This is a genomic window from Paenibacillus whitsoniae, from assembly GCF_003955665.1.
Lineage (GTDB): Bacteria > Bacillota > Bacilli > Paenibacillales > NBRC-103111 > Paenibacillus_E > Paenibacillus_E whitsoniae.
Genome location: NZ_RXHU01000066.1, coordinates 83,379 through 107,429, shown reverse-complemented (window position 1 = coordinate 107,429; position 24,051 = coordinate 83,379). Strand labels below are relative to the sequence as shown.

Genomic DNA, 24,051 nt, shown 5'->3' with positions numbered 1-24,051 from the left:
CTGAGAAGGACTCACTCCAGGTGAACTACTCCCCCGCGAACACTTCCAATTTCATCTCCACGCCTGAAGGCAAAATCTGCGCAACACGCTGACGCAATCCGCTGTCCGTATGAATACGCTCCGAGAAAATCGCAATCACGCCGCGATCCTCCCGCGTCCGGATCAAACGCCCCATCCCCTGACGCAGCCGTAGCAGCATATAGGGGATGTCGACCTCTTCATAAGGCGCGCTCGCTGCCTCGCGTTTGCTATTAAACACCGGGTCGTTCGGTGGGAACGGCAGTGACCACACGATAACATTCGAGAGCGAAGGCCCTGGAATGTCGAGCCCTTCCCAAAGCGACACCGCGGCTAACACACTGTGCTCGTCCTCCTGAAAGCTTGCGATCAGATGCGAGATTTCACTATCGCCTTCGTACAGGAACCGAAGATTCGCTACCCCGGTTTCGTTGCCTACCTCCCGCTTGAACTGTTGCAGCTCCTGCTGCGAAGGGAACAGCAGCAACGCCCTGCCCTCTGTCCGCTGCAGCAAAGGCACCGCCGCGGCCATTTTCTCGGCGAACGTTCCGCCTTCCGTCCATGTCGGCACGACGACCTCCATCCGTTCCTCATATTCGTACGGAGAGTCCACTGCAAAGGACAAATAATCGTCCAGTCCGAGACTGCTCGCCATGTAGTCGAAGCTGCCTTCCACGGAAAGCGTGGCAGAGGAGAACACAATCGGCATGCCTAAGGAGAAGATGTGCTCCCGTAGAACTTCCTTAACCGTCCTTGGCATCACGACCAGGGACAAGCCCGTTATGCTTTCTGTCGCCCAGCAGATAAAGGAATGCTTTTGCCGGAACAGACCAAGCGCCTTCTGCATCATTTCAAGATGCTCTTCGACGATTTTGAGCTGATAGTCGTTCAGCGTGAACATTTCGCTTTCAAAAACAAGCTCTTCCTCGATCTCGGACAGCACATCGCAGAGCCGATGAATCTCGACGAGCAGTTCGTCGCTCATCGCGATCTGCTTGCGATCCGAGCCTGCAATCGGCCGGCAGCTCCGCTCCAGCACGTCGAACATGCGCTCGCTCTGGTCGATCGCCTTGTCAATGCACACCGCCAAGGACTCGCGGACCTCTCCTTTCAACAGACGAACGAGCAGCTCCTCGAACACGATGTGTTTGAGCTTGTACGTCAGCGCCTTCTGCGCCGCCGACTCCATCAAGTGACCTTCATCGAACACGATGGCGCAGTGCTCCGGCAGCAGCGGAAGCTGCCCCTCTCTTTTGCGGCTGTCATACGTCCAGAGATGCTCCATGTAAAAGTCGTGCGAGCAGATGATCAGATCCGCCGCTTTCCGGTAAGCCTCGCGGGAGAGCGTCTGCCCGCAGCGATGCCTTTTTTCACAGACAAAACAGTCCTGGTAAGCATCCCAATTCATCCGCTGCCACTGCCGGTCGTTCAGATGCGGGTACATCTTCCGGTCACCGTAAGCATAAAAGCGCTGCAGCGCTTCCCGTGAATGGACAAAATCAGGCAGCTCCTCGTAAAGCTCCCGATACAGCTCCGGCTCTTCATGCCCGAATCTCGCTTCGTCCAGCTTCTGCAAGCAGACGTATTGATCCGGCGACTTGGCCAGCCTCGCATCAATTTCAAGCCCCAAATGGCGCGACAGCTTATCGATGTCCCCGCCCGGCTTCACCAACTGCTCAATGAGTGACTCATCCGCGCAGGCGATGATGGCTGGTTTGTTTTTGTACCTTGCGTAGCACAGCGCATAGAGCAAATAAACGAGCGTCTTCCCCGTGCCAACGCCGGCTTCCGCAAAAATCACCTGCTTCTCCGCAAAGGCGCGCTCCAGCTGAAACGCCATATAAATTTGCTCATCCCGCACTTCAAAGCCGGCTTCCGGCAAAATGTCATAAAAAATATCCGCAATCCAGTCGGAAACCTGCTTCATATAAGGCTGACTGCGATCATACGCAAACGGGTAACGTGCCACCTTCTGTGCCTCCAAACTCTCTCTAAGGAATCAAACTTTAATTATCCCACGGTTGCGACGAAAATGCAAAAAAACTCATCCTCCCTGCCGAAGCAGCAAGCATGAGCCCTGCCTTTATGCCAAGCTGAAGCGCTCGCGGTAGCCGCATTTCCGACACAATTCTTCGACGACTTCTCGGCGGGAAAACCCCTCAAACAACCGGTTCGCCCGCTCGCCCTCGATAATATCCGAGAACGGAGTCTCATTGATATTGCCTAAATTGATGACGCCCTCCCCATCCAGACAGCATGGAATGACGGTGCCATCTACAAGGATCCCCGCTTGATTGCGCAGTGCATGGCAGAAGCCCGGTCCCTCGATCTCCTGCGCCTTCAAATCCGGCCATTGAAACTCATGATCCTGGTTCAAATACACACGATCTCTCAGCTTCAAGCCCTCGCCGCGGACAAACTTTTCCTCAATCTGGTAGTCCAACTCAAATGTGCGTTCCAACATCTCTAAAATCTCGCGGTTGCGCTGCCGCTCAGCATTCGTCTGATTGTCCTGTGTGAGATTCCACAATCGAAACGAGATAATCACGTTCGAGCGTTCGATGATCTCCTTCACGAAGTTCAGGATGCTCATCACGTAGCCTTCCTTGTCCTCCGACCCTTCGTGCCCATCAAAGCTATGCAGCGAAAAATTCATCTGCCGCAGCGCCGGCTTGTCGAGAAGCTTGTGCCGATTTTTGTTAATCAGCGTGCCGTTCGTCGTGATATTGACTTTAAAACCTTTTTCATGCGCGATGTCGAGCAGTTCGTCAATCTTCGGATGCAGGAGCGGTTCGCCTTTTACATGCAAATAAATATGGTTCGTATGCGGCTTTATCTGATCCAGAATGTCCGTGAACGTCTCTTTCTTGATAAAATTCGCCTTTCGCTGCGTCTGCGGACAGAATGTGCACGCCAGATTGCATACGCTCGTAATTTCAATGTAAAACTTTTTGAACTTCTTCATAGTAAGACTCCGATCTGGCTGTATCTCAAAACTATTAGTTATTATACCAACTGCTCGCGGGGATGGAAAGGCAGAGCTCTTTAAATCAGAAAAACAGCTTCACGATCCAGCCGATAAAAAGGGCCGACGGCACGAGAAACACTTGGGCAAGCAGCGTCCCCAGGAAGCGGGTTGTCATCAGCAGGGCATAGATTTTGCCAAGCTGGTCCCGCCGTTTTTCGTCGTGCAGAGCCTTGTCGGTAATGAGTCCAAGCTGCGGATCGATGAAAATGGTCAGCAAAATCGTCGCGACCCCGTTGATCAGCCCCGAAGCTTGCGAAGCAGTTGTCGCGTGGTCCGGTAGCAAATGCGCCGCATAGAGCGAAGCGAGCACCCCTACGGAATAAAAGGCGGTCACGACGATGTTGATGAACAGGAATCGCTTGGATACGCCCAAATAGCGGAATTCGCTGATCCGGAATTTCGGTTTGCGGATATATTTTGTCGTATTCTTCAACTGCTGTACGGTCACGCTGGAAATAAGCTTAGGGATGGAGCCGGTCACCTCCAACCGGGCAATCACGCGCGCGCTGAGGTGGATGCACGACGGGAACAGCGCAATTCCGATAATGGTCCCGATCGAAGACGCGAACAAGGAAATACGTAGAAATTCCAACAGATCGAACTCCGTATGCCGCTTCGCATAGTCCACAAAATGCGCCGTCATCGGTGCCTGAATCAAGTTCGCCGTTCGCGAGACGAGCACAACAATGCCGACCAGCGACAAGGCAACCGCGAGCTTGTTGACCTTCACACCTGCGTAGCGGATCGAATATGAGAGCGTTTCAGCGGTGTGGATGACCATGGTTAAAAGAAATACAGTAATTAACGTGGTTAACATTTAATCACACTCATTAAATTTGGATTGTCACCGAGCCTATGCGTGACTCTCTTCTTCAATTCGAGCAAAAGGGAGCATTTCCTGCTGTTTCCAGTCAGGAGATGCTCCCTCTTTTTCAAGCTTTCCGCTCGTCGCCATGCCATAGTTCGCGGAACGTCGGCGAGCTGTGCAGCAGCTCGGCGGACGTTCCTTCCGCTTCGATGCGGCCCTCCTTCAGCACGACGATGTGATCCGCTCTGGCGAGCGCTGTTTTGCGGTGCGAGACGACGAGGCAAGTCGCTTCACGTCGCCGCTCGAACATGCGCTCCCACAGCTTCTGCTCCGTCTCGACGTCCAGCGCGCTGGACAGATCGTCGAAGACGTACAGCTCGGCGTCGCGCACGAGCATCCGTGCCGCCGCCGTGCGCTGCGCCTGGCCGCCGGACAGCTTCACGCCGCGCGGCCCGACAACCGTGTCCAGCCCGTTCGCGAGATGCTGGACGTCCTGCTCCATCACCGCCGCGTGCAGCGCCTGCGGCAAGCTCTCGGGGCCCGCCTCGGGCTGCCCGAGCAAAATATTGTTCCGCAGCGTGTCCGAGTACAGCCGCGGGACCTGCGCCGTGTACGCACTGTGCGGCGGCGCGAAGAAGGTGCCCGGATCTTCCACGGGCACGCCGTTCCACCTGATCGTCCCCTCCCCTGTGGGCAGCAGCCCCAGGAGGGAACGGATCAGGGTCGTTTTGCCCGAGCCGATCGTTCCCGTAATGACGGTGAACGATCCGCGGGGCAGGGTCAGGTGAATGTCATGGATGCCTCGCCCCGTATCGGGGTAGGCGTAACTAAGGCCATTCACCTCAAGCTTCTCCAGCGGCGCCGGAGCGACCGCTGCTGCAGCAACCTCGTGCTCGGGCTCCGCCTCCTCGCCTTTCAAATGCAGGGACCTCGCCATCGTCAACACTTTGGCCGAAGCGCCTTGCAGCAGAAACGTGAGCCGCTGAAGCGACACGCTCATTTGCTTGAAATACGTGATGAACTTACCGACATTCGTAATAAACTGTGTCACGAACGTGAGGTAATACACGAACAGCGAGAGGTCGCCGACAGTGAACGTGCCGGAGCGCATTTTAGCCCCAGCCAGCAGCAGAAGCAGGCCGGTTCCCAGGTTCACCGAGTTGGAGAACACGGAGTCCAAAAGTTCCCCCATCAGCTTGTCCTTAAGCATCGCTTTCCGGCGGTTATCACCGGACCTCGCAAAACGCTCAATCACTCTACGTTCCGCCCCGGCAACTTGAATCGCCTGCACGTTGCCGAACATTTCACTGATCTCGCCCGTCACCTTCGACGTTGCTTCGCGACTGGCAGCGCGGTACTTCTGCAATCTCACCGTCGCGAGCTGCGCGGCAGTGATGACCAACACGATCGGCATAAAGACGAGCAGTGTCATCTGGGCATCGATACGAATCAGGATATAACCCGACACCAGCGCAAAACACGTCAGTCCGAACACATCAACTGACCAGCTTACGGCTTCCTCGGATTGATCGACATCATCCCGGAAATGGGAGATCGCTTCGCCCGGCGCCACCGGAATCGCTTGAGCGCCAGGCTGCTTGAGCACATGCTCCAGCAGGTTGCGGCGAAGCAGCATGCTCATGCGGAATCGGAAGTTGACGTCGGTGATGAACCCGATGATGATCAGCATCATCCTTCCAATTGCCGCCGCCATGAGCAGCGCAATCAGTCCCCAGACGCCATAGTCCAGTTTTGCATGCCCTGTGAGCGTATCAAAAAACTCCTTAGTCACAAGCCCCGGCGCAATCGGTGCCAAATAAATCAGCGTCCACATCACCGCATTCAGCGTATACCGCATCGGTCTATAGGCAATCAGTTTCCATAAATATTGAAATGTGGTCATGCCAGCACCTCCTCAAGCCCGGTTGCCAACAGATGCGAGAAGCGGGAATTCGGATTGGCGGCGAGCTCCTCTCTCCGTCCCGATTCGATCACCTTACCATGTTCCAAAATAAGGATATGATCCGCGCGCTGCACCGTTGCAAGCCGGTGGGCAATCATGATGCAGGAGCGGGCATCCAGCAGCTTTGAAACTGCCTTCTCCATGCGCTGCTCGGTAAGCGGATCCAGCCTCGAGGAGGCTTCGTCCATAATCACAAGGCCCGGCTTCGTCAAAAACACCCGCGCAAACGCAAGCAGTTGCGCTTCCCCGGCCGATAAGCTGCCCCCGCCGGAGGCAAGCATCGTATCCAGCCCTTCCGGCAGCGCGTCGAACCAGGCGCCGAGCCCAAGCTCGCTCAGCACTTCGATAATCGTCTCGTCCGCAATACCGTTATCGAAGAAGGTTAGATTATCACGAATCGTGCCCTGCATGATTTCGATGTTTTGCGTCACCAGGGCGACATGCTTGCGCAGCTCGGTGAGCGTGCAGTCGCGGATATTCGTTCCGCTCAGTGAAATCGTACCCTGCTGCGGATCGTAAAAGCGCAGCAGTAGCCTGGCCAGCGTAGACTTTCCGCTGCCGGTTCTGCCCAGCAGGCCGAGCACTTCGCCCGGCTTCAGCGAAAAGCTGAGCTTCTCCAGCGTCGCCTGATCGCCGTCATAGCTGAACGTGACGTCGTTGAACTCGACGCCAAGCGGCCCTTGCGGCAGCGGCGCGCCCTTGCCGTCTCGAATATTCGATTCGATGGCGAACAGCTCCCGAATCCGCGAAATGCTGGCGTCCGCTTTTTGCAAATCTTCCATTTGCGTACGGATTTTTTCAATCGGCTTGGCCAGCAGCTCGGTATAGAAAAAGATCAAGTACACGGTGCCGATCGAAATTTTCCCTGCATGCCAGAGATAAGCGCTGATCGCAAACGCCATCGCATTCCCCAGAGCGAACACGAAAATCGACGTATTCCACATCGCGCAAAAGCCGAGGAACGCTTTGATCCGGAGCGGCAGCATTTTTCGCAGCATCGTATAGAATCGCTCCATTACGAAGCTGACCGCTCCGTTCGCGCGAATGTCCTCTGTTCCCTCCAGATGCTCGCCGATAAAGCCGTAAAACTCGGCATTCGCCTGCCGCCACTTCGACCACACCGGTACAGCAAACTTCCGAATCCACTGGATCAGATACACGGCAAAAACGACGAACAACGCCATCCCGACCCCGATCAACCAATTTTCGCGGAACAGCAGTACGATGATGCCGGCCATAAGCAGCAGATTGCCGACAAGATGAATGATCATGGAGGAGAAAAAATTCGCAAGCGCATTCACATCGCCGTCCACCCGCTCAATCAGCGAGCCTGAGGTATGATTTTTGTGGAACGACATGTCCAGCGACAAGCAGTGCGCCGCCAAATCGACGCGCAGCTTGTTGGTCGTGGTCCAGCCGAGATTTTCGCTGAAATACGTCGCAGCGACCGAAACGAGCTGCTGCACCAAAGCAAACCCGATAAAAAGCAGCGCCGCGTTAATCAGCGGCTGCATCGCTCCCTGCTGCCCCGCCTGATCGATAAAGTAGCGAATGATTTGCGGATTGACCAGTTGAAGTCCGATCGAAGCGAACAATAGGATCGTTAATGTCAGCAGCGTTCCTTTTTGAGGAAACAAATAACGGCCCAGCAACTCCTTGTATTGACCAGCGTTATTTTTATTGCGTACAGACTTACTCATGCCAAAGAGGTCCTCCGTAGAATTAAGTGACGTATATTTCATCATACTTCATTGGCTCGAGATCGACAACGGAGAGTTTGATTTCACTAAAACTCTGCCACACAAGTGTTCTTTGCCCTTTTATTTTAAAACGCCTTTCCTATCGTGTCATCTTTTTGCACCTCGCGCGACGCCTCCTCGGACTACTCTCTGCTACCCGCTACGATATAATGAGGGGAGCATCTTATTTAACGACTGGAGGCATCCCATATGAAATCGAATATTCGAATTGGCATTATCGGCAGCGGCGGCATAGCCGGTGCGCATGCGAAAGCGTATAAACAAATACCAGACGTTGAAATCGTCGCCATTGCTGACATTCTTCCGGGTAAGGCGGAGCAATTCATCGCCAACCATGAGCTGCACGGCGCAAAAGCGTTCGCGGATCATAACCGGATGCTCGAGCTGAACCTCGACGGAGTCAGTGTATGTACACCAAACGTAGCCCATCACCGCGCAAGCATTGATTCACTCCAGGCAGGCAAGCACGTGCTTGTCGAAAAGCCGCTAGCCGTTACACTGCAGCAGGGCATTGAGATGGTTCAAGCCTCCAAGCAGACAGGCAAGATGCTGAGTGTCGGCTTCCAGCCCCGCTATGACCCCAATATGGTTGCTATCCAAGAATTGGTCCAGTCCGGAAAGCTTGGCAAAGTCTATTACGTCGAAACCGGAGGCGGTCGTCGCAGAGGCATGCCAGGCGGCACTTTTATTAAGAAAGAGCTCGCCGGCGCTGGCGCTATGGCTGATATCGGCTGTTATTCACTGGATATGGCGCTCAATGCGCTCGGATATCCGAAGCCGCTCACCGTATCAGCCGTTACCTCCAATTACTTTGGAACGAACCCTAAGTATCACAAAGAAGCGTCCGACTTTGAGGTCGAAGACTTTGGCGCTGCTTTTATTCGTCTCGAAGGAGACATCACGCTGCAGTTCAAAATCTCTTGGGCAATGCATATGGACACGCTTGGCGCCTCGTACTTTCTCGGCACCGACGCCGGACTGAAAGTCACCACGCCTTATAACGGCAGCCCGTGGAACGGTGTTTGGGACGGCGGTGTCGGCTCGATCACATTGTATCATGACGAAATCGGGAGACATGTCGAGACCAACATCCCTGTCCTCCAGCACCAGGTTGACCGGTTTTTCGAAAAAGTGAACGATTTCGTCCAGGCCATTCGCAATGAGAGGCCAGCACCGATTCCTGCCGAGCAAATCCTGTTCAATCAAGCCATCATCGACGGTATTCTGCGTTCGTCCGAAACCCGCAAAGAGGTGGAGATTATCATTCCGGGGGTTTGACTATATTCGGAGTCTCCTCCATTCGGAAATCTCCCCGGCATATTCCTAGCCAAGCGCCTCATAGCTTAATATGTCCATACAATTAAATGAGCGGCTTGGGAGGTATATAGATGAAAGAGAATACAGAAAAACGCCTCTGGCTAGGAGAGCATTCTGAGGGTGAACATTCGCAGACGGTAGGAAGTCGCGGTCCTGTGTTGGAACAAGATAGCGTGCTCCACGAAACACTGGAGACATTTATCCACGAGAAGCCGCTGGAAAGACCCGTACATGTCAAAGGGTGCGGCGCCTTTGGCTACTTCCAGACTGTAAACGCGATGACAGCCTACACACAGCTTTGTTTCCTGCAACATCCTGGCCAGCAGGTCCCCGTCACTGTCAGATTTTCGCTTGCTGTCAGCAATCGGGGGACGCCGGATACGTCTCGCAATGTGCGCGGCTTCGCGACCAAGTTCTACACGGAGCAGGGCGTGTTCGATCTGGTCTGCAACCACATCCCGGTGTTCTCCGTCCGGGACGCCATCCGTTTTCCGGAGTTTATCCATTCCCTTCTTCCCTCGCCCGTCACGAACTTAGCTGAACCGGAACGGTTCTGGAACTTCGTCGCTCGGGCGCCGGAGGCCACCAACTTCGTGCTTTGGCAATACTCTGATGTTGGCACTATTAAGAGCCTTCGCCACATGCCGGGCCATAGCGTCAACACCTATGTCTGGAAAAATGCGCAAGGTGTGCGAACCTATGTCAAATATCACTGGATGCCTCTCGCCGGCATTCAGTACATCGACCAGCAAGAAGCCTCCCGACTTTCAGCCGAGAATCCCGATTATGCCGCTAAGGATTTATTCGATACTCTGCAGACTGGCAAAGAGGTCAAATACGGCCTGTATGTGCAGTTGATGGACCCTCAAGATGAGGCTACCCTTCCATTTGACCCGTTGGACGATACGAAGATATGGGATGAGCGGCAGTATCCGTTGCTTCCGGTCGGCAATCTGGTCTTAAACCGTAATCCGGACAACTACAGCGAGCAAGTCGAGAAGCTGGCATTCTCCCCTGCGAATCTGCTGGCAGGTGCAGAACTGTCGGATGATAAACTGCTGCAAGGGCGTTCAAACATTTACTGGGATTCACAGCGGCGACGGCTTGGTCCGGATTTCCGCAGCATTCCGATCAATCACCAGCAATTCTGGTCGCCAAATTCCCAAGTGACCAGCGGCAACGGAAGATTTGTTGAAGGTCACCTTGAGCGTACAGACATTCCAAAGCAAGATGACTTTATGCAGGCGGGTGAATTCTACCGCTCACTTGCACCGCTGCAGCAAGAGCATCTCGTTGCGAACCTCGCCGGCGATCTTGTGCAAGTCTCGCAAGAAACACAAAACATCGTGCTCAGCCACCTTTACAGGGCGTCTGCCGAGCTTGGCGAACGGGTTTCACGGGCCATCCAGGCTACGACCATGGGCTAAAAATAAAAAAAGATCCGTATTTGACAACAAATACGGATCTTTTTTTATATAAGGAATTTACAAGTTGCTCCTATGGATTATAACTTACCTTGGCATCATCAATACGCATTGAACTGGCGTTGCCGCCGATCGATGAGCTAAGCTTATCAACTTTGGTCAATCCGGTATAACGATAGTTCCATTGTGAGCCTTTCAATTCACCATTCACGTATACATCGAATTTTTTCGTTGCTGTGTTGATAATTACCTTCAGACGGTAAGGCTCACCGTTCGTGATCGAGGTCAACACGTTCGTTTGTGTTCCGCCGTTGTACCCCCAAATTCTACCGTTCTGCATAATGAGATGAACGGCGCTTCCGTTCGAAGTGAGACTGCTGTCCGATACGATCAAAGCATTTTTCCAGTTGTCATCATCGGCGGTTACCGTCACTTCGGCGATGACCATACTACCTGCCGGCGCGCTGAACACTTTGTATGCTTCAGCCTTTCCGCTGGTTGACGTTGTTGTCAGTTTAACTTCTTTGTCAGCTATCGATCCGCTTACCGTCTGCACGAGCCCCGTATTTCCTGAAATGCCGCCGTTATCAAACACCCAGCCGCTTTGCCCATTCAAATTGCCAACTGTCATCGCATTGAAGTCTTCATGGATGAGTTTGACTAACGTCAAGGGTTCATAAGATACTTTTACATCGTCAACACTCATCGAACTGGCATTGCCGGCAATGGAAACCGAGAATTTATCAAGTGTATTCACAGCGTAACGGTAGTTCCAGCCCGCAGCAAGAAGCACATCATTAACATAGACATCATATGTTTTTGCCGACGTGTTGATAATGACTTTCAGTCGGTATGGCTGGCCATTTGTGATCCCTGTCATCACATCCGTTTTAGTGCTGCCGTTATACCCCCAGATTTTACCTGATTGCATAACAAGTTGAGCGGCATTGTTATTGGCTGCCAAACTGCTGTCTGCTACAATCAGAGCATTTTTCCAGTTCGCGTCATCAGCTGTGACAGTGGCTTCCGCTGTGATGTAGCCACCCTGCGGGGCGTTAAATAGCCGATACGCCTCTGCGCTGCCGGATGTCGAGCCGGTCGTGATTTTCAGCGATTTAGCCGAGTTATCTGTGTTAGTCGGCTGAACGACAACCGTATTCGCTGTCACTCCAGCATTATTGAAAATCCAGCCGTCTTGGCCAGTCAGCGAGCCAAGCATCATCTCGTCAAAATTTTCGTTCACCGTATAGCCAGTTATCTGACCCGCGATTGGTGTGGCAAAGTAGGCTTTGATGCTTTTGCCTCCCGCACCATTCACATTGATCGTGAGCGTAGTCGTACCTCCGCTCGTGCTGACAGAAATTCGCGAATCCTTATACGCCACCGGTCCTAAATTTTGCGTAAGCGTAAGTTGAATCGTTCCTGTATTCGCCATCGTCGGATCAGCTACGGAAACCTCAGTCCCGTTCTCGGTCGTGCGGACCATCACGGAAGCTTTTTTGTTGCTGGTGACACCGCTCACCGTTTTTACCGCGTCGTTCCAGTAGTTAACTGCTAGGATACCCAATGAATTTTCCTTCACGGCTTGAGCATCTGCTGAGTTCTCAACCACAGTAATGTCCGGATTTGCAGCATAAGTGTCCAATTGCCCGCTAGATTTGCCTGGCAGCAGCACATAAGCATAGGTACCATTGGTCGGATTCGTGCCATGATCGAACCATAGATTCATGTAGTTTCGTGTAATATCCGTCGTATAATCGGTGCCAAGATTGTAATGATTGATACTAGACCATTGATCTGTTCGCGCTTCCCGCAACCCTTTAAGCGTTGTAGTCGTAGGGAAGTAATAACCGACATCCGAGCCGGGCACACTTCCGGCCAAGTAAACACGATTGACACCCGTCATCGTCTCGCTCCACCCAATTGCTGTCGGTTTAGCTGCACCGTTTACTGTAAGCGCATTGTTTCCGCTGCTGTTCAACTTGCGGTTATCGACAATCGTTTCTACAACTTTATTGTCTGTAGACGTAATGCCGGAACCTAAATTCACAATTTCATCATCAAACATAAACCAGGATTTCTTCGCTGTGAGATTGTAGCCATTCGCCGTATATTGCATGCCTGTTGCTCCGTACAAGCCTGAGACCTCTGTGCCTCCGACCCAACTATTTGGATTTTTGGCATTTGCGGCTGCCGTGGTATTCTGATTAACGGTTGTACCTGGCATGCGATAACTGTTGACGGTAGGCCAGAAGGAATCTTTATATTGTTTCAAGTCCGAATTGTACAGATAGGTCATCCCGTCTCCGGTATGCCACCCTCTTAAATTAACATCATTGATCTGTTCATAATTTCCGATTCGGTTGGAGGACATGCTGATGCCAAAGGCAAATCCCGGTCTATGGTGAACAGCTCTAGCCATACTCGGGTATTGTTTGTTCATGATCAGCTGCACTCTTGGCGTAATAGCTGGATCAGCCTCTATTTGCTTCGCTTGGACGATATCGCTCATCATGACCAAATCCGCATATTTCGTAGGCGAAGTGGCTTCCAGCAGCCATTTTTTGACCATTGATTTATAGGCGGCCCGATCACTGGCATTAGGTGCGGAGAGTGCCATCCGAACCACGGAAGGTCCAATTGCTTTAATCGATGTTAACCCTTTATCATCGTCTCTAAAGCCAGCAATCCCTCTTCCTCTGACATCATCAAACATGGAGTTATTATAATATAGCGGTTCAAAAGCCGTATAAATCCATTGATAAATGTTATTCACATCCGGATCTACGATATCCCAAGTGGATCCTGCTACAACATACATCAATTTGGTCAAATTATCGAGCAAGGCTGTACCATACCCCCCGTTGTAGGGAATAAGCGCGGTATGCTGAATGAAGGAACCATCACTGTACACTCCTTCTCCAGAAGTAACATAATCAAATACCGAGCTAAGCTGGTCTCTACCCTCGATAATTTTAGCGCCGTTCTTGACAATAATCCCGCTTTGAATTTTAATGTAGCAAGCCCATACGCGATTCGCTCCCGTTAAGCCGGGACCCCAAGCAAGCGCTTGATAATCGATGACGGCATGCCAATTGCTAATTTGCGTTGGCGTTAAGCTGTCATACAACCAAGTCGTGATGTTATTAATAACAAGCGGCGATGTGACCTGCCAGTCAAACCAATTGTCATACCCTCTCTTCGGTATGCTAGTATTATAGCGATTGGTATACATCCAATCCATGGCACTAATAATATCCGCGAGCAAAGTCGTGTTGCCTTTCAAAGATGAACCTCTTGTTACATAAGCGAGTGTCATCGCCTCCAGTCTTTGATAGCTCTGTGAAACGTGCTCGGATTCCGTTGTCGTTGCCAAGTCGCTCCACAAATACGTGCGGCCTGAACTCTTGTTCATCGTATCCCAGTTTGACTGTGCAAGGCTCGTAATATTGGTGATCTTGACGCTGATGTCTGGATCATTGGGGTCGTACGTAGAGCCGCCGGTGGTAAAATCATACATTTTCGCTCGCAAGGTGTCATACTCATCTGCCGCATAGGCAGGTTGATTGGGGAGTGTCGTCATATAGACACCCAGAACCAGCACAAATATAAGCGCTTTCAAAACCAGGTTTTTACTCAATAACATAAGTAACCCCTTTCGTTTGGTATTGGAATATTTCACTAAAATATTCCTCCTGAATCGTACTCGGTTTTTGCCTATTCGAACAATATACAAGTTTTTGCTCAGTTAACAGGTCTACCTACGTTCGGTTTTTTGGAAACAAAACTACGCTAAAACAAGTTTTTTTAAAAAATGCGAACATACTGTAACGAAATCTCCATTATCGCTACTTATATTATGGGAGGTGAATCGATGGAAAGTATGGAGCAGCTCTACGAGAACTATGCTCAAACCGTTTATAGGTACTTATACAGCATTACCCAAAACGCTGATCTATCCGAGGAGTTGACTCAGGAAACGTTCTACCAGGCAATGAAGACCATCCATCAATTTCGAGGCGAGTGCAAACTATCCGTTTGGTTATGTCAAATCGCAAAGCGAGCGTGGTATAAAGAGCTGAACAAGAATAAAAAAAAACCGTCCATCTCCTTAGAAGAGATGGAGCCCCCCCTCCCCGCTGCCGGGAATATGGAGAAGGATGTTTTGCTGAACGAGGAGAAGCTCGCTATGTTCCGATCACTTCAGCAATTGGATGCGAAGACCAAAGAAGTCATGTATCTCCGTCTCTCTGGTGAGCTGAGCTTTGGCGAAATCGGGGACATTCTTGGGCAGAGTGAGAATTGGGCGAGGGTCACCTTCTACCGTGGGAAACAAAAAATGTCGAAAGGAAGATCCGAATGGAACCAAGATTAAATTGCCAGATCGTTCAAGATCTTTTACCGAACTATATTGAGGGACTAACTAGCGATATTACGAATACGTCCATTCAAGAACATCTTGCGACCTGTGGTGAATGCAGGAAAGTCTTGGAGCAAATGACGCGCGATTCGCAAGAGATTAAAGTTGTGCCTCCAAAGCACATCAACTTTCTGAAAAAAGTGAAGCGAAGACAATTGATCATCGCAGGTACCAGCGTCACGATTGCCGTCGCGCTCCTGATTGGCGCCTATTTTCTCTTCGGAACGAGAGATTTTCCGGTTCCTGCCAGCGAGGCGAAGATCGGCGAAGTGTTTCAGACCCAAGATGGCACGATTCATTATCGCATCACCGCCAATGTGAAAGGTTTTGTAAGCCGTGTTTCCACCCATGGCAACGGGCATACGGAGGTATATCGAATTTTCGAGCATCGACAATTGTTTACCAAGGAGAAAGAAAGCGCGGTCACCATGCCCGAGAGCTGGTTGTCCACTAAGAATACGAAGACGAACCAAGAGAAGACTGGGATCTATTTCGAAGGGATCAATAAGGATGACAGGATCACTATTTGGGAAAAAGGCATGACAATTCCGCAAGCCACCGCCGAACAAGAAGCCGCATACCAAAAGTATCTCGGAAGATAAAACGAAGGTTCGCTCTTCTTAAAGGGTTGTATAAAAACAAAAAGCGTTGGCACTTCCCTGGGCCAACGCTACTGCGTGTTTTGTATGTGTAATGATTTCTTCCTGATTGATCTTCCGATACAGTCGCAACAATGCTTAAACTATCGAACTTGGCTGCACCGTACCTCTGCCGCGGCGTTCTACTTCCTGCCGCTTACTTTTCCCAGAGCTCGATTAGACGTCCTTCAGGATCTTCAATCCAAATAAATTTGCCAAAATCCCCCTCCTCTTTTTGCTTTGCAAGAGGGACTCCAAGATGTTCAAGATGCTTCAACGTCTCATTTAAGTCATGAACCTGGAAATTTAACATGACTTGTTGTTCTGTTGGAAAATAACGGTCCTGCTCGGTAAAGAAAGAAAAGATCGTCTCATTTCCTGACTGAGGCTGGATCACAGCCCCATTCCAATCTCCGATTTCAATCTGCAGAACTTCACTGTACCACTTTTTAACAGCTTCCAGATTCTTAGTTCTCCAAAAAATGCCTCCGAACCCTTTGATCATCGCTTCTAACTCCTATCTGTCGTCATGATTTTTTTCACACGTTAAATTTCGACTTGCATTCCGAATTCCGCTAAAAGTATATCGCCATCGAACATAACAGAAGCTTCATCTTTCATTACTTGAATATCTCCAAAATGAGGAAAATGCGACAACAGCAGTTTCTTTACACCTGCCATCGCAGCTAGTCTCCCTGCCTCATGCGCATTCATATGGCCATACTGAGCTGCATTAAAATCTGAATAAAAAGAAGATTCAGTAATCAGGAGATCTGCGTCTTTGAGGTAAGGGACAAGTGTCTCATCGTATCGTGTATCAGCAGTATATACCAATACTTTCCCCTCAAATTCAACCCTAACGCCTAAACAATAACCCTCATGATTTGTACGGAAGAATGCTAAAGTTAGGCCATCCTCAAATGTAACAGCAGCACTCTCGTTCACACCTGTTTCATATGTGCCTTTCATGACAGGAATTGACCATCCCTCCTCAGCCTCCACTGAAGTTAACAGCCTCAGGGGCCTATCCCTAAGTTGAAGATCCATATCAATTAAACATGCATATTGAAGGCAACCTAAGTCTGCCATATGATCAAAATGGCGATGAGACAGAAAGGCACATGTTAGTTCTCTTAATTCAATAAATTTCTGTAGAGCTGACAATACACCGCTGCCACAATCGAGTAAAATTTTATGATTTCCTATTTCTACTAGATAGCCTGAAGTGGCTTCCCCCGCTTTTGGATAAGCGCCCCATCGCCCAATGACTCTTAATTTCATTTCGGTGATACATCCTCTCACTTTTTGATGTATTGACCAAGTTAAATAGGTTTAATGGTCTCGCCAAGCTTGAATCTGAGTAGTTGTTCGGTCAAATGTTCTTTCTTTAGGATTTCAATTTGCTTGTTGCCTATTAGGTCGTAGTGTGGATATTCATCACGAAGATGTAGGTAAGCTGGATCCAAACCGTTGGCCAAGCACCAGTCCTTCAATATTTCCAGATTGCAACAGCCCACTTTAGTAATCGTCTTTATTCCTGGAAAGCGAGATTCTACCCAGTAATGGGTCAAAAAAGCGATTTCCCCCTGTTGGCATTTGCTTTTCCATGCATTCAGTTCATGTCTGGATATTCCGAAAGCCATCTCGTCCATCTCCTGTTCCATGTAAGCTATTTTGTATAACCTCATTTTGAACAGTGAGCATTATAGCACATCCGTCTTTCCCATGGAAAGCGTTCCCTTCCTCAAACCCTCAAACGCAAAAACCAGCCGAACATACGCCCGGCTGATCGCCCATTCACGCTAATACTTCACGTTCGAACTACTGATACTCATACCCGACTGCAGCGAGAAACGCCTTGGCAAGCACCATATGCCCCACCGCAGACGGATGCACACGATCCCAGGCCAAGGTAGCCGGGTAAATGTCGCGCAGCACCGACTCAAATGCAGCCTGCGTATCTACCAGTAAGCAGCCAGTCTCTTCCGCGATACGCTTCACAATCGTCCCGTACTCGTCCATCCGCTTCCGCATCGCGTCTTCCCGATTGGGCTCGATGTAGAACGGAGTCATCAGCACAATGCCTTTGACCTGGGGCTTCGTACGCTGGATGAGCTCGCGCAGCGTCGCCTCATACTCCTCAGGGTATACATGAGATTCTCGGATCGTCGGCTGATCATACTGCCGCCATACATCATTGATGCCGATCATGATGGAGAGCCAGTCCGGCTTCAGATTCTCCACATCTTCTTCCCAACGGTTCTTCAGATCCCGCACCGTGTTCCCGCTGATCCCCATATTGATAATCCGGAGGCCCAGCTCTGGATAAGTGCTTTGTATCAATGCGTCCACCAACGAAACATAACCCTTGCCAATTCCTCCGAACAATCCTTCTCCAAGTGGGCGCTTTCTCTCGCAATCCGTGATGGAATCTCCAATCATGATTAATTTTTCATTTTTTTGCAGTAGCATGCCCATAGTCCTCCTTTAAATTCAATAAAGCCTCAACAAAATAATAATCGCCATAAATAAGAGATGTGTCTACAAAAACTTTTTCCATAAAATACCCGATTTCCGTAAAGCAGCAGTCCCTAGCTGTTACAGAAGTTCGATGTATCCTTCCGTGCCGTTCACACGAATGCGCTGCCCATCTTGAATTCGTGTGGTCGCATGCTCGACGCCGACAACGGCCGGCAGGCCGTATTCACGCGCAATGACCGCGCCATGTGTCATCAAGCCGCCAACTTCCGTGACCAGACCTTTGATTGAGACAAACAACGGCGTCCAGCTTGGATCGGTAAACGTCGTGACGAGGATGTCCCCGTCTTCCAAATCAGCCTCTGCCATGTTGAGGATGACGCGCGCTCTTCCCTCGATCACACCCGATGAAACAGGCAGACCAACAATTGCATCCACCGGCAAATTCTCTCGCTTGTACTTGCCTGCCACGATTTCGCCATCCGACGTGATCACACGCGGCGGCGTTAATTTGTCATATAACCTGTAGTCATCTTTCCGCTGTGAAATGATCCCGTAGTCAACTTGCTTGGTTCGCACAACTTCACGAAGCTCTTCGAAAAAAAGATAGTACATATCTTCGCTCTCGTGAAGAATGCCGGCTTGTACGAGTCGCTCCGCCTCCTTCAACAAAGCCTGTTTATAGATGAAATAACGGTTCACCATCCCATACTTGGGATATTCGCGATAACCGCTGAAATTCCGGAGGATGTCGATGATGCGTTTTGTTTCCGCAGCTTTGTCCTCCCCGTCTGGCAATTGCCGCAATCGTGCTAATAACGTCTGTTCTTTCTCCAAAGCCTCCTGCCGGCCTTTCTCAAATTTCCGTTTACCGGCATTCGGCTCGAAGACTTTAATATTCGTCAAAATCATGGGAACAAGCGCTGTCGGTTTTTCGACCCAACGCGTTCTGGTCATATCAATTTCACCGGGACAGCGCATACCATAAAGGCTGAGATAGTCGGTAATGGCGTCGACGGCTTCCTGACCTCCATCCAATTGCGCCAGGTCTTCCCAGAAGGTTGCCTCCCGGACATGTTGTAAATACGCAATAACTTCCGGGTAAGGACGAATCCGATCTGCAACATCCATAAGTGCAAGGCCCATTTGCGAAGTAATATTGCCCGTGACAGATTGCGCAAGCGTATCGGCAGCCGCATTTTCATCCAGCCATCCCTTCATGTTTTGGTTGAGCCAAGCCGCGGCATTCATTCCCGCCATAATGATACGAATACTTCGCGGTTCAAATAACACCTTTTTGGACTGCTCCAGATCTTCTGCAATAAAATCAAATAGAGCTACTCCAGATTTCGTTTGAATGCTCCTTTTTAACGCTTCAATCGAGTCTTGGTTGAGGCTGATCAACTCAGATACAAGGGACGGATCTTCGTCAAATTGCGCAAGCATATCCGTATTATTTCTGTTCGGCATCGGCGCTGTTTGAGCATCCGGCAGCACTTTGATAAAATCCTCACGTTCTACAATCGTCATCAAGGCATCTTTGATAAGGGGATCTGACTGTCCTGACATATTTAAAAGAGTTTCTCTATTGGTAGGCGAAGCCAGCATAGGTGTGACGTCGACAAAAAGCCTCCCGCCTGCGTTCTTCATTGGAGCAGACGTCGTTAACAGGTACATCGACAATCCCAATGGCTTGATCGGATCGGTCATCATTTGTTGATGCCCAACGGAGATATAGACGTGATTCTCGCCATCCTTCGCTCCCGGGATCGGAAATAACGTCGTAATCGGCCGGCTCTGAACAATATAAAATTGATCATCCGCCAGACACCATTCTATATCCTGCGGGCTGCCAAAATGCGCTTCGATCTGTCTTCCAAGCTGCGCCAACTGTATAATTTGCGGCTCGGTAAGGGTTTGCGCTATTTGCTGTTCAGCATCAAGCTCCCGAATCTCAGTTCCTCCTCCTTGCCGTCCGTAGATCGCCAATTTCTTCGTTGCGATTCGCTTATTGACAATCTTCCCATCCCTTACTTGATAAGAATCGGCAGAGACCAAGCCGGAGACCAGCGCTTCGCCGAGGCCGTAACCGGCATCGATGGAGAGCAGCTTTCGGTTCGAGGTCATGGGATCCGCGGTAAAGACAATCCCCGAAGCCTGAGGGAATACCATTTTTTGAACGATGACGGATACATATACTTGACTGTGATCGAATCCATTTTGCATGCGATAAATAACTGCACGATCCGTAAATAGCGAAGCCCAACATTGGCTGATATGCTTCAAAATGGCGTCGCGGCCGATTATATTTAAAAAGGTATCTTGCTGACCCGCGAATGAAGCATGCGGCAAATCTTCAGCAGTCGCGCTGGAACGAACCGCGTAAGCATGCTCCTCGCCAAATTGCGAGAGATAGTGCGTAACGGACTCCACAGCATCGGAAGGAATTGCGGCTTCGGTAATGATTTGGCGAATCTTCCCGCTGATTTCCGCAATCCGCTCTCGATCTTCTGCATTCAAAACTGCTAGCTGCTTCAACAAGCCATGATACGCTTCGTTGTGGGCGATGGCTTCTCGAAAGCCGACTGTGGTCACGCAGAATCCTTGAGGTACTTGGATGCCAGGGATCTTAGATAATTCCCCTAAATTCAACCCTTTTCCACCGACGAGCGCTAGCTGCGATTTATCCATTTCCTGAAAGCTGAGAACCAAATCACGCATTCCTATCTCCCCTAACCATGAAATTTGAAAAACCATTTGACAATGAGCTTACCGTCATGATAAAATTAAATTGTAAGATGAATTACTTATGTCTATTTATCAGTTAGACGGACGTGAATTGATTATATCATCGTGCCTATGGATGTGCAATACGAAGAACCCGACAATTTTTGTCGAGGTTCTTTTTTAGTGAAACCCAAGTTAGACAACTACAATTTTAGCTCCCTCTCGGGTCCCATGTGCTCACGGCGAAAATAAAACAGCCCTACCCCAAAAATAATTGTAAAGCAATGGTTCGGTTCCATCGCCAAGATACACTTTCAAGTTAAATTATTGATTTATGCTTGAAAATCAATCTCCAGAAACCGTTCTACTTCCACCTGCCAACGTTGCTCAACAAACATTACATGAAGCGGATTCTCATTATACGCATCATAGTCCGCTTGACTAGAAAATTCCATGGAAAACCCGTAATCAAAATCGTTCTTTTTACTAACTTGACGGAAAACTTCAAATTTCTGTACAACGGAAATGGAAGATAATATATTTTTTCCGTCCTCTAGAAATTTCTCCGCTTCTAGTGAACCTTTCGGATGTTTCAGATTAAAAATGACCATGTGACGAATGGTTGCTGGATTCATTTGTCGTTTTTCCCTTCTTCTAAAGAATGTGTTCAGTTTTCGCTTATGGCAAAAATTATTGAAAAACGGCGGCAGTTCTATTTAGGATAGCGGATCATCCCTACTTCCTCCTTTCGCCTCATTACGTTACATTCTGTAAGGTGTCTTCTTGGAGGATCTATAAACGTAATCTGATCATGAATAACAAGTAGAAGATTACAGGTAATCCTAGTGCAGATAGTAGTGTGATCACGGTACGTACTTTTTTCTCATCACGTAATAGAAACGCTAATAACTTATACCCCAAAATCCCAATCAAGCCACCCAAACCATTTAAAATGATATCATCAATGTCTGATGCTCCGATGCCTAAAAGCCCCTGAATTATTTCAACAGATAAACTTACAAAGAATATGATCAATAGATTGGTTGTTACTCTTTTGTTCTCTTTGAATAATAACAAATAAGTACCGAGAGGAATAAAAATAAGGATATTACCAACAACATTACTAAAAGCGAAGTTTTTTATCGTCATCGAACTACTAAATATATATTCCCCTATACTATTAAAAGGAATAAGATTGATTGACCTGTGGAACGTCCTTTGGTTACTAAATATTTCCAGAAACGAAACTCTTGATAAGATCAATAATTTCATCAAAAAAACTATGTAACAAATGAACACACTATATAAGAAAATAGTTGTAATTCGTTCTCGTTTATTCATAATAATCTCCGGTTTCATTTAAATGCATTGAGGTCCTCCCATCTTTCAAATTGTCCTTGATGATCACCCATTCTATTGCTCCCCATACGCCAACTAGGCTGCCTTAGCTATCTAACTTTGCTAGATTTTTAACTTCTGCAAAATTGTTAATTGGCCTCATCCCAAATGAGTCCGCGCCGCCGGCACCGATCTTCACTTTTAAAGTGAGTAAGGGACACGCTGACGAATATTCTCTCATTTTGTATACAGAATAATGTCCTTAAGTTCAATCAGAGTCTTGATTCGATAGCTGGCCTGTGAGAAGTCGTGTGTTTTTGTGAAATCATTATGGACAATAGCACAATCGATACCAGCCGCCACAGCGGAGTTTAGCCCTCTATTTGAATCCTCAACAACCAGGGTCTCTTCTTTGATAGCTCCGAAGCGCTTTAGTCCGGTCAAGTATGGTTCGGGGTGCGGCTTGGTGTGCTCATAGTCTTCGCGTACAAGGACGAATTCCATGAATTGTGTAATCTGGCGCTTTTCATGAATAAGTTGAAAATCCGCACGCTTTGCAGTCGTCACGATGGCCATGCGGACGTACTTTGACAGTTCGGTTAGAGTATCAACTACGCCTTCAATTTCTATGGCTTCTGTTCTTAGATATTCCTGATAATAGATGTTGCGGACCTCTCGCTGCTTGCTGATGATCTGTTCATCAATGCCTGCCGCCCTAGCTTGGGACCAAGTGCCCAATGACTGGGTCATATCGCAGAGGTATTGATCTTTATCCAAAGTAAATCCAATGTCAGCCAAAGCGCGTTCTCCCGCCTTATAATACCAGAATTCCGTATCAACCAGAACTCCATCATGATCGAAGAGTATAAACTTTTTCAATGGTTTCGTACTCCTTTGTCAGTTGCCACAACCTTACATCGCCACCACAGGATGTTAGAGCCTCGCGAACGTGATGTAATCGACTTGGACAGGCTCTGCCGATTCGATCCGAAGTGCCCGGTTGATCTGCCCCCGGTGATATTGCCCATGTAAGAGGACCTGCAGCAGGATATCCCGGACAGACGTTCGGAACGGAACCCCGCTCTGGTTCGAATAGTCGATCATCTCATCCAACTCGGCTTCCTGAAGCTCTTCGATATAGGTGCGATATTGCTCGGCATTTTCTTCGAACATCGTCCGGATCGCCGTCAGGTCTTCCGCTTCCTCCCACAACGAATATTGCGCGCTGCCCTTACCCTGCAATCGGGACAGCCAGACTCGTTCCGCAACCGCGACGTGCCGAGCCAGCTTCAGAAGGTCCTTATTTCTCGTTTTACTATCCTCGAGGGCGTCCAAGATGCGTCCATCCGCCCAGTATAGGTGATTCATCATTGACTTAATCGTTTTCATTTCGGCTTCCCCTTTTCGTCTCACGGATTACTTGAAAATATGACAGTTTTAATATTAATTATTCTCACTTCATTCGAAGTATCCTGCCTGTTCGTTTAACAATAAGGAAGCAGTGTTACGCTAAAGACTCTTTGTTAACAGAATCTCCAGCGGTTCACCCTCAAGCAATAAGCAGCCCGAGTCCCTATAACCTAACTTTCTATAAAAGTGTTGAGCTTCTTCACTTGCCAAAGTTGAGGTCATCAAGAGTTTAAACCCGTTTCTCTTCATTTCGTCCTCCCAAAAGAGAACTGCCTTTGTTCCAGTTCCTTTCTTTCGATAAGGAGCATCGATCCAAAGCATATTCATAAACGGGGTATTATCCCAAAAGTAACTGTAGCGCATCCATCCAATATTTCCGCAATCATCATTCTTTAAGATGAAAATTTCGTTCTGCCTTATTTTCGGTAAAATTAGGTATTCTAGCATGTGATGATCACGCTCTTTGATGTATTCATAATCCGAATCAGATGCGAAAACAATATTCATAAAACTACTCCTTCAGAACAAAATTAACCAAGCATCGTACATTCAGACCAAGACATCCAAACCTGCAAATAAGCAGGAATTTCCATCCTGCCCCTCCTGATTCGATGAAATACCTGCGATTCGGCAGGCATTTTTGGAGGAGAACCCTCTTTTTAAGCGGACTCAGTCCAAAAAACTGTCTTATCGCAGGCATTTCGCTGAAAACGCCATTTTTG

At 49.1% G+C, this 24,051-nt stretch carries 20 protein-coding genes; 4 read left to right on the top strand and 16 right to left on the bottom strand.

The genetic code is table 11. From position 1 onward, the window contains the following. Nucleotides 1–25: 25 nt before the first annotated feature. The 5 genes from EJQ19_RS21420 to EJQ19_RS21400 form a co-directional block, all read right to left on the bottom strand. Nucleotides 26–1,987: an ATP-dependent DNA helicase gene (locus tag EJQ19_RS21420; protein ID WP_126143284.1), complete on the bottom strand. Its 1,962-nt coding sequence runs from the start codon at nt 1,985–1,987 to the stop codon at nt 26–28. A 114-nt stretch (nt 1,988–2,101) separates the two neighbouring features. Next, the gene (locus tag EJQ19_RS21415) at nt 2,102–2,983 is read right to left on the bottom strand and encodes a radical SAM/SPASM domain-containing protein (protein ID WP_126143283.1); all 882 of its coding nucleotides are present in this window, start codon (nt 2,981–2,983) and stop codon (nt 2,102–2,104) included. 85 nt (nt 2,984–3,068) lie between these two features. Beyond that, on the bottom strand, nt 3,069–3,863 hold the full coding sequence (locus EJQ19_RS21410) for a lipid II flippase Amj family protein (RefSeq protein WP_126143282.1): 795 nt from the start codon (nt 3,861–3,863) through the stop codon (nt 3,069–3,071). Nucleotides 3,864–3,978: 115 nt separating this feature from the next. Continuing rightward, a complete protein-coding gene (locus tag EJQ19_RS21405; RefSeq protein WP_126143281.1) occupies nt 3,979–5,757 on the bottom strand; it encodes an ABC transporter ATP-binding protein in 1,779 nt (592 codons plus the stop codon). Further along, the gene (locus EJQ19_RS21400; protein WP_126143280.1) at nt 5,754–7,517 is read right to left on the bottom strand and encodes an ABC transporter ATP-binding protein; all 1,764 of its coding nucleotides are present in this window, start codon (nt 7,515–7,517) and stop codon (nt 5,754–5,756) included. Before EJQ19_RS21400 ends, EJQ19_RS21405 begins: the two co-directional genes overlap by 4 nt. A gap of 249 nt (nt 7,518–7,766) precedes the next feature. On the opposite strand from EJQ19_RS21400, the gene EJQ19_RS21395 reads away from it, so the two are divergent. Both EJQ19_RS21395 and EJQ19_RS21390 read left to right on the top strand, forming a co-directional pair. Continuing rightward, a complete protein-coding gene (locus EJQ19_RS21395) occupies nt 7,767–8,855 on the top strand; it encodes a Gfo/Idh/MocA family protein (RefSeq protein ID WP_126143279.1) in 1,089 nt (362 codons plus the stop codon). Nucleotides 8,856–8,965: 110 nt separating this feature from the next. Next, nucleotides 8,966–10,321, top strand: a complete 1,356-nt coding sequence (locus EJQ19_RS21390; protein WP_126143278.1) for a catalase — start codon at nt 8,966–8,968, stop codon at nt 10,319–10,321. A gap of 70 nt (nt 10,322–10,391) precedes the next feature. Here EJQ19_RS21390 and EJQ19_RS21385 read toward each other — a convergent pair whose 3' ends face one another. Continuing rightward, nucleotides 10,392–13,964: a polysaccharide lyase 8 family protein gene (locus EJQ19_RS21385; RefSeq protein ID WP_126143277.1), complete on the bottom strand. Its 3,573-nt coding sequence runs from the start codon at nt 13,962–13,964 to the stop codon at nt 10,392–10,394. Between the two features lie 228 nt (nt 13,965–14,192). Here EJQ19_RS21385 and EJQ19_RS21380 point away from each other — a divergent pair, with 228 nt between their 5' ends. Beyond that, entirely contained in the window at nt 14,193–14,693 is a 501-nt protein-coding gene (locus tag EJQ19_RS21380) for an RNA polymerase sigma factor (RefSeq protein WP_126143276.1), read from the top strand. After that, nucleotides 14,678–15,340 (top strand): zf-HC2 domain-containing protein, encoded by a 663-nt coding sequence (locus EJQ19_RS21375; RefSeq protein ID WP_126143275.1) that lies wholly within the window; start codon nt 14,678–14,680, stop codon nt 15,338–15,340. The genes EJQ19_RS21380 and EJQ19_RS21375 overlap by 16 nt, the downstream gene beginning before the upstream one ends. Nucleotides 15,341–15,533: 193 nt before the next feature. On the opposite strand, the gene EJQ19_RS21370 is transcribed toward EJQ19_RS21375, so the two are convergent. The 10 genes from EJQ19_RS21370 to EJQ19_RS21325 all read right to left on the bottom strand — a co-directional run bounded on the left by EJQ19_RS21370 (nt 15,534) and on the right by EJQ19_RS21325 (nt 23,836). Next, nucleotides 15,534–15,881 carry a VOC family protein gene (locus EJQ19_RS21370; protein ID WP_126143274.1) on the bottom strand — a complete coding sequence of 116 codons (348 nt, stop codon included), beginning with the start codon at nt 15,879–15,881 and terminating at the stop codon, nt 15,534–15,536. A gap of 41 nt (nt 15,882–15,922) precedes the next feature. Beyond that, nucleotides 15,923–16,657 carry an MBL fold metallo-hydrolase gene (locus EJQ19_RS21365; protein WP_126143273.1) on the bottom strand — a complete coding sequence of 245 codons (735 nt, stop codon included), beginning with the start codon at nt 16,655–16,657 and terminating at the stop codon, nt 15,923–15,925. Nucleotides 16,658–16,698: 41 nt separating this feature from the next. Continuing rightward, complete coding sequence (locus EJQ19_RS21360) at nt 16,699–17,019, bottom strand: hypothetical protein (RefSeq protein ID WP_126143272.1); 321 nt, start codon at nt 17,017–17,019, stop codon at nt 16,699–16,701. 178 nt (nt 17,020–17,197) lie between these two features. Then, a complete protein-coding gene (locus EJQ19_RS21355; protein ID WP_126143271.1) occupies nt 17,198–17,848 on the bottom strand; it encodes an SGNH/GDSL hydrolase family protein in 651 nt (216 codons plus the stop codon). Between the two features lie 126 nt (nt 17,849–17,974). Further along, nucleotides 17,975–20,575, bottom strand: a complete 2,601-nt coding sequence (gene ppsA / locus EJQ19_RS21350) for a phosphoenolpyruvate synthase (RefSeq protein ID WP_126143270.1) — start codon at nt 20,573–20,575, stop codon at nt 17,975–17,977. A gap of 338 nt (nt 20,576–20,913) precedes the next feature. Continuing rightward, entirely contained in the window at nt 20,914–21,216 is a 303-nt protein-coding gene (locus tag EJQ19_RS21345) for a Dabb family protein (RefSeq protein WP_126143269.1), read from the bottom strand. 157 nt (nt 21,217–21,373) lie between these two features. Continuing rightward, the gene (locus EJQ19_RS21340; RefSeq protein WP_241243033.1) at nt 21,374–21,853 is read right to left on the bottom strand and encodes a VanZ family protein; all 480 of its coding nucleotides are present in this window, start codon (nt 21,851–21,853) and stop codon (nt 21,374–21,376) included. 303 nt (nt 21,854–22,156) lie between these two features. After that, nucleotides 22,157–22,798, bottom strand: coding sequence for an HAD family hydrolase (locus tag EJQ19_RS21335; RefSeq protein WP_126143267.1), 642 nt, complete (start codon nt 22,796–22,798; stop codon nt 22,157–22,159). A gap of 54 nt (nt 22,799–22,852) precedes the next feature. Continuing rightward, nucleotides 22,853–23,308: a DinB family protein gene (locus EJQ19_RS21330; RefSeq protein ID WP_126143266.1), complete on the bottom strand. Its 456-nt coding sequence runs from the start codon at nt 23,306–23,308 to the stop codon at nt 22,853–22,855. A 120-nt stretch (nt 23,309–23,428) separates the two neighbouring features. Beyond that, nucleotides 23,429–23,836 carry a GNAT family N-acetyltransferase gene (locus EJQ19_RS21325; RefSeq protein ID WP_126143265.1) on the bottom strand — a complete coding sequence of 136 codons (408 nt, stop codon included), beginning with the start codon at nt 23,834–23,836 and terminating at the stop codon, nt 23,429–23,431. Nucleotides 23,837–24,051 lie beyond the last annotated feature (215 nt).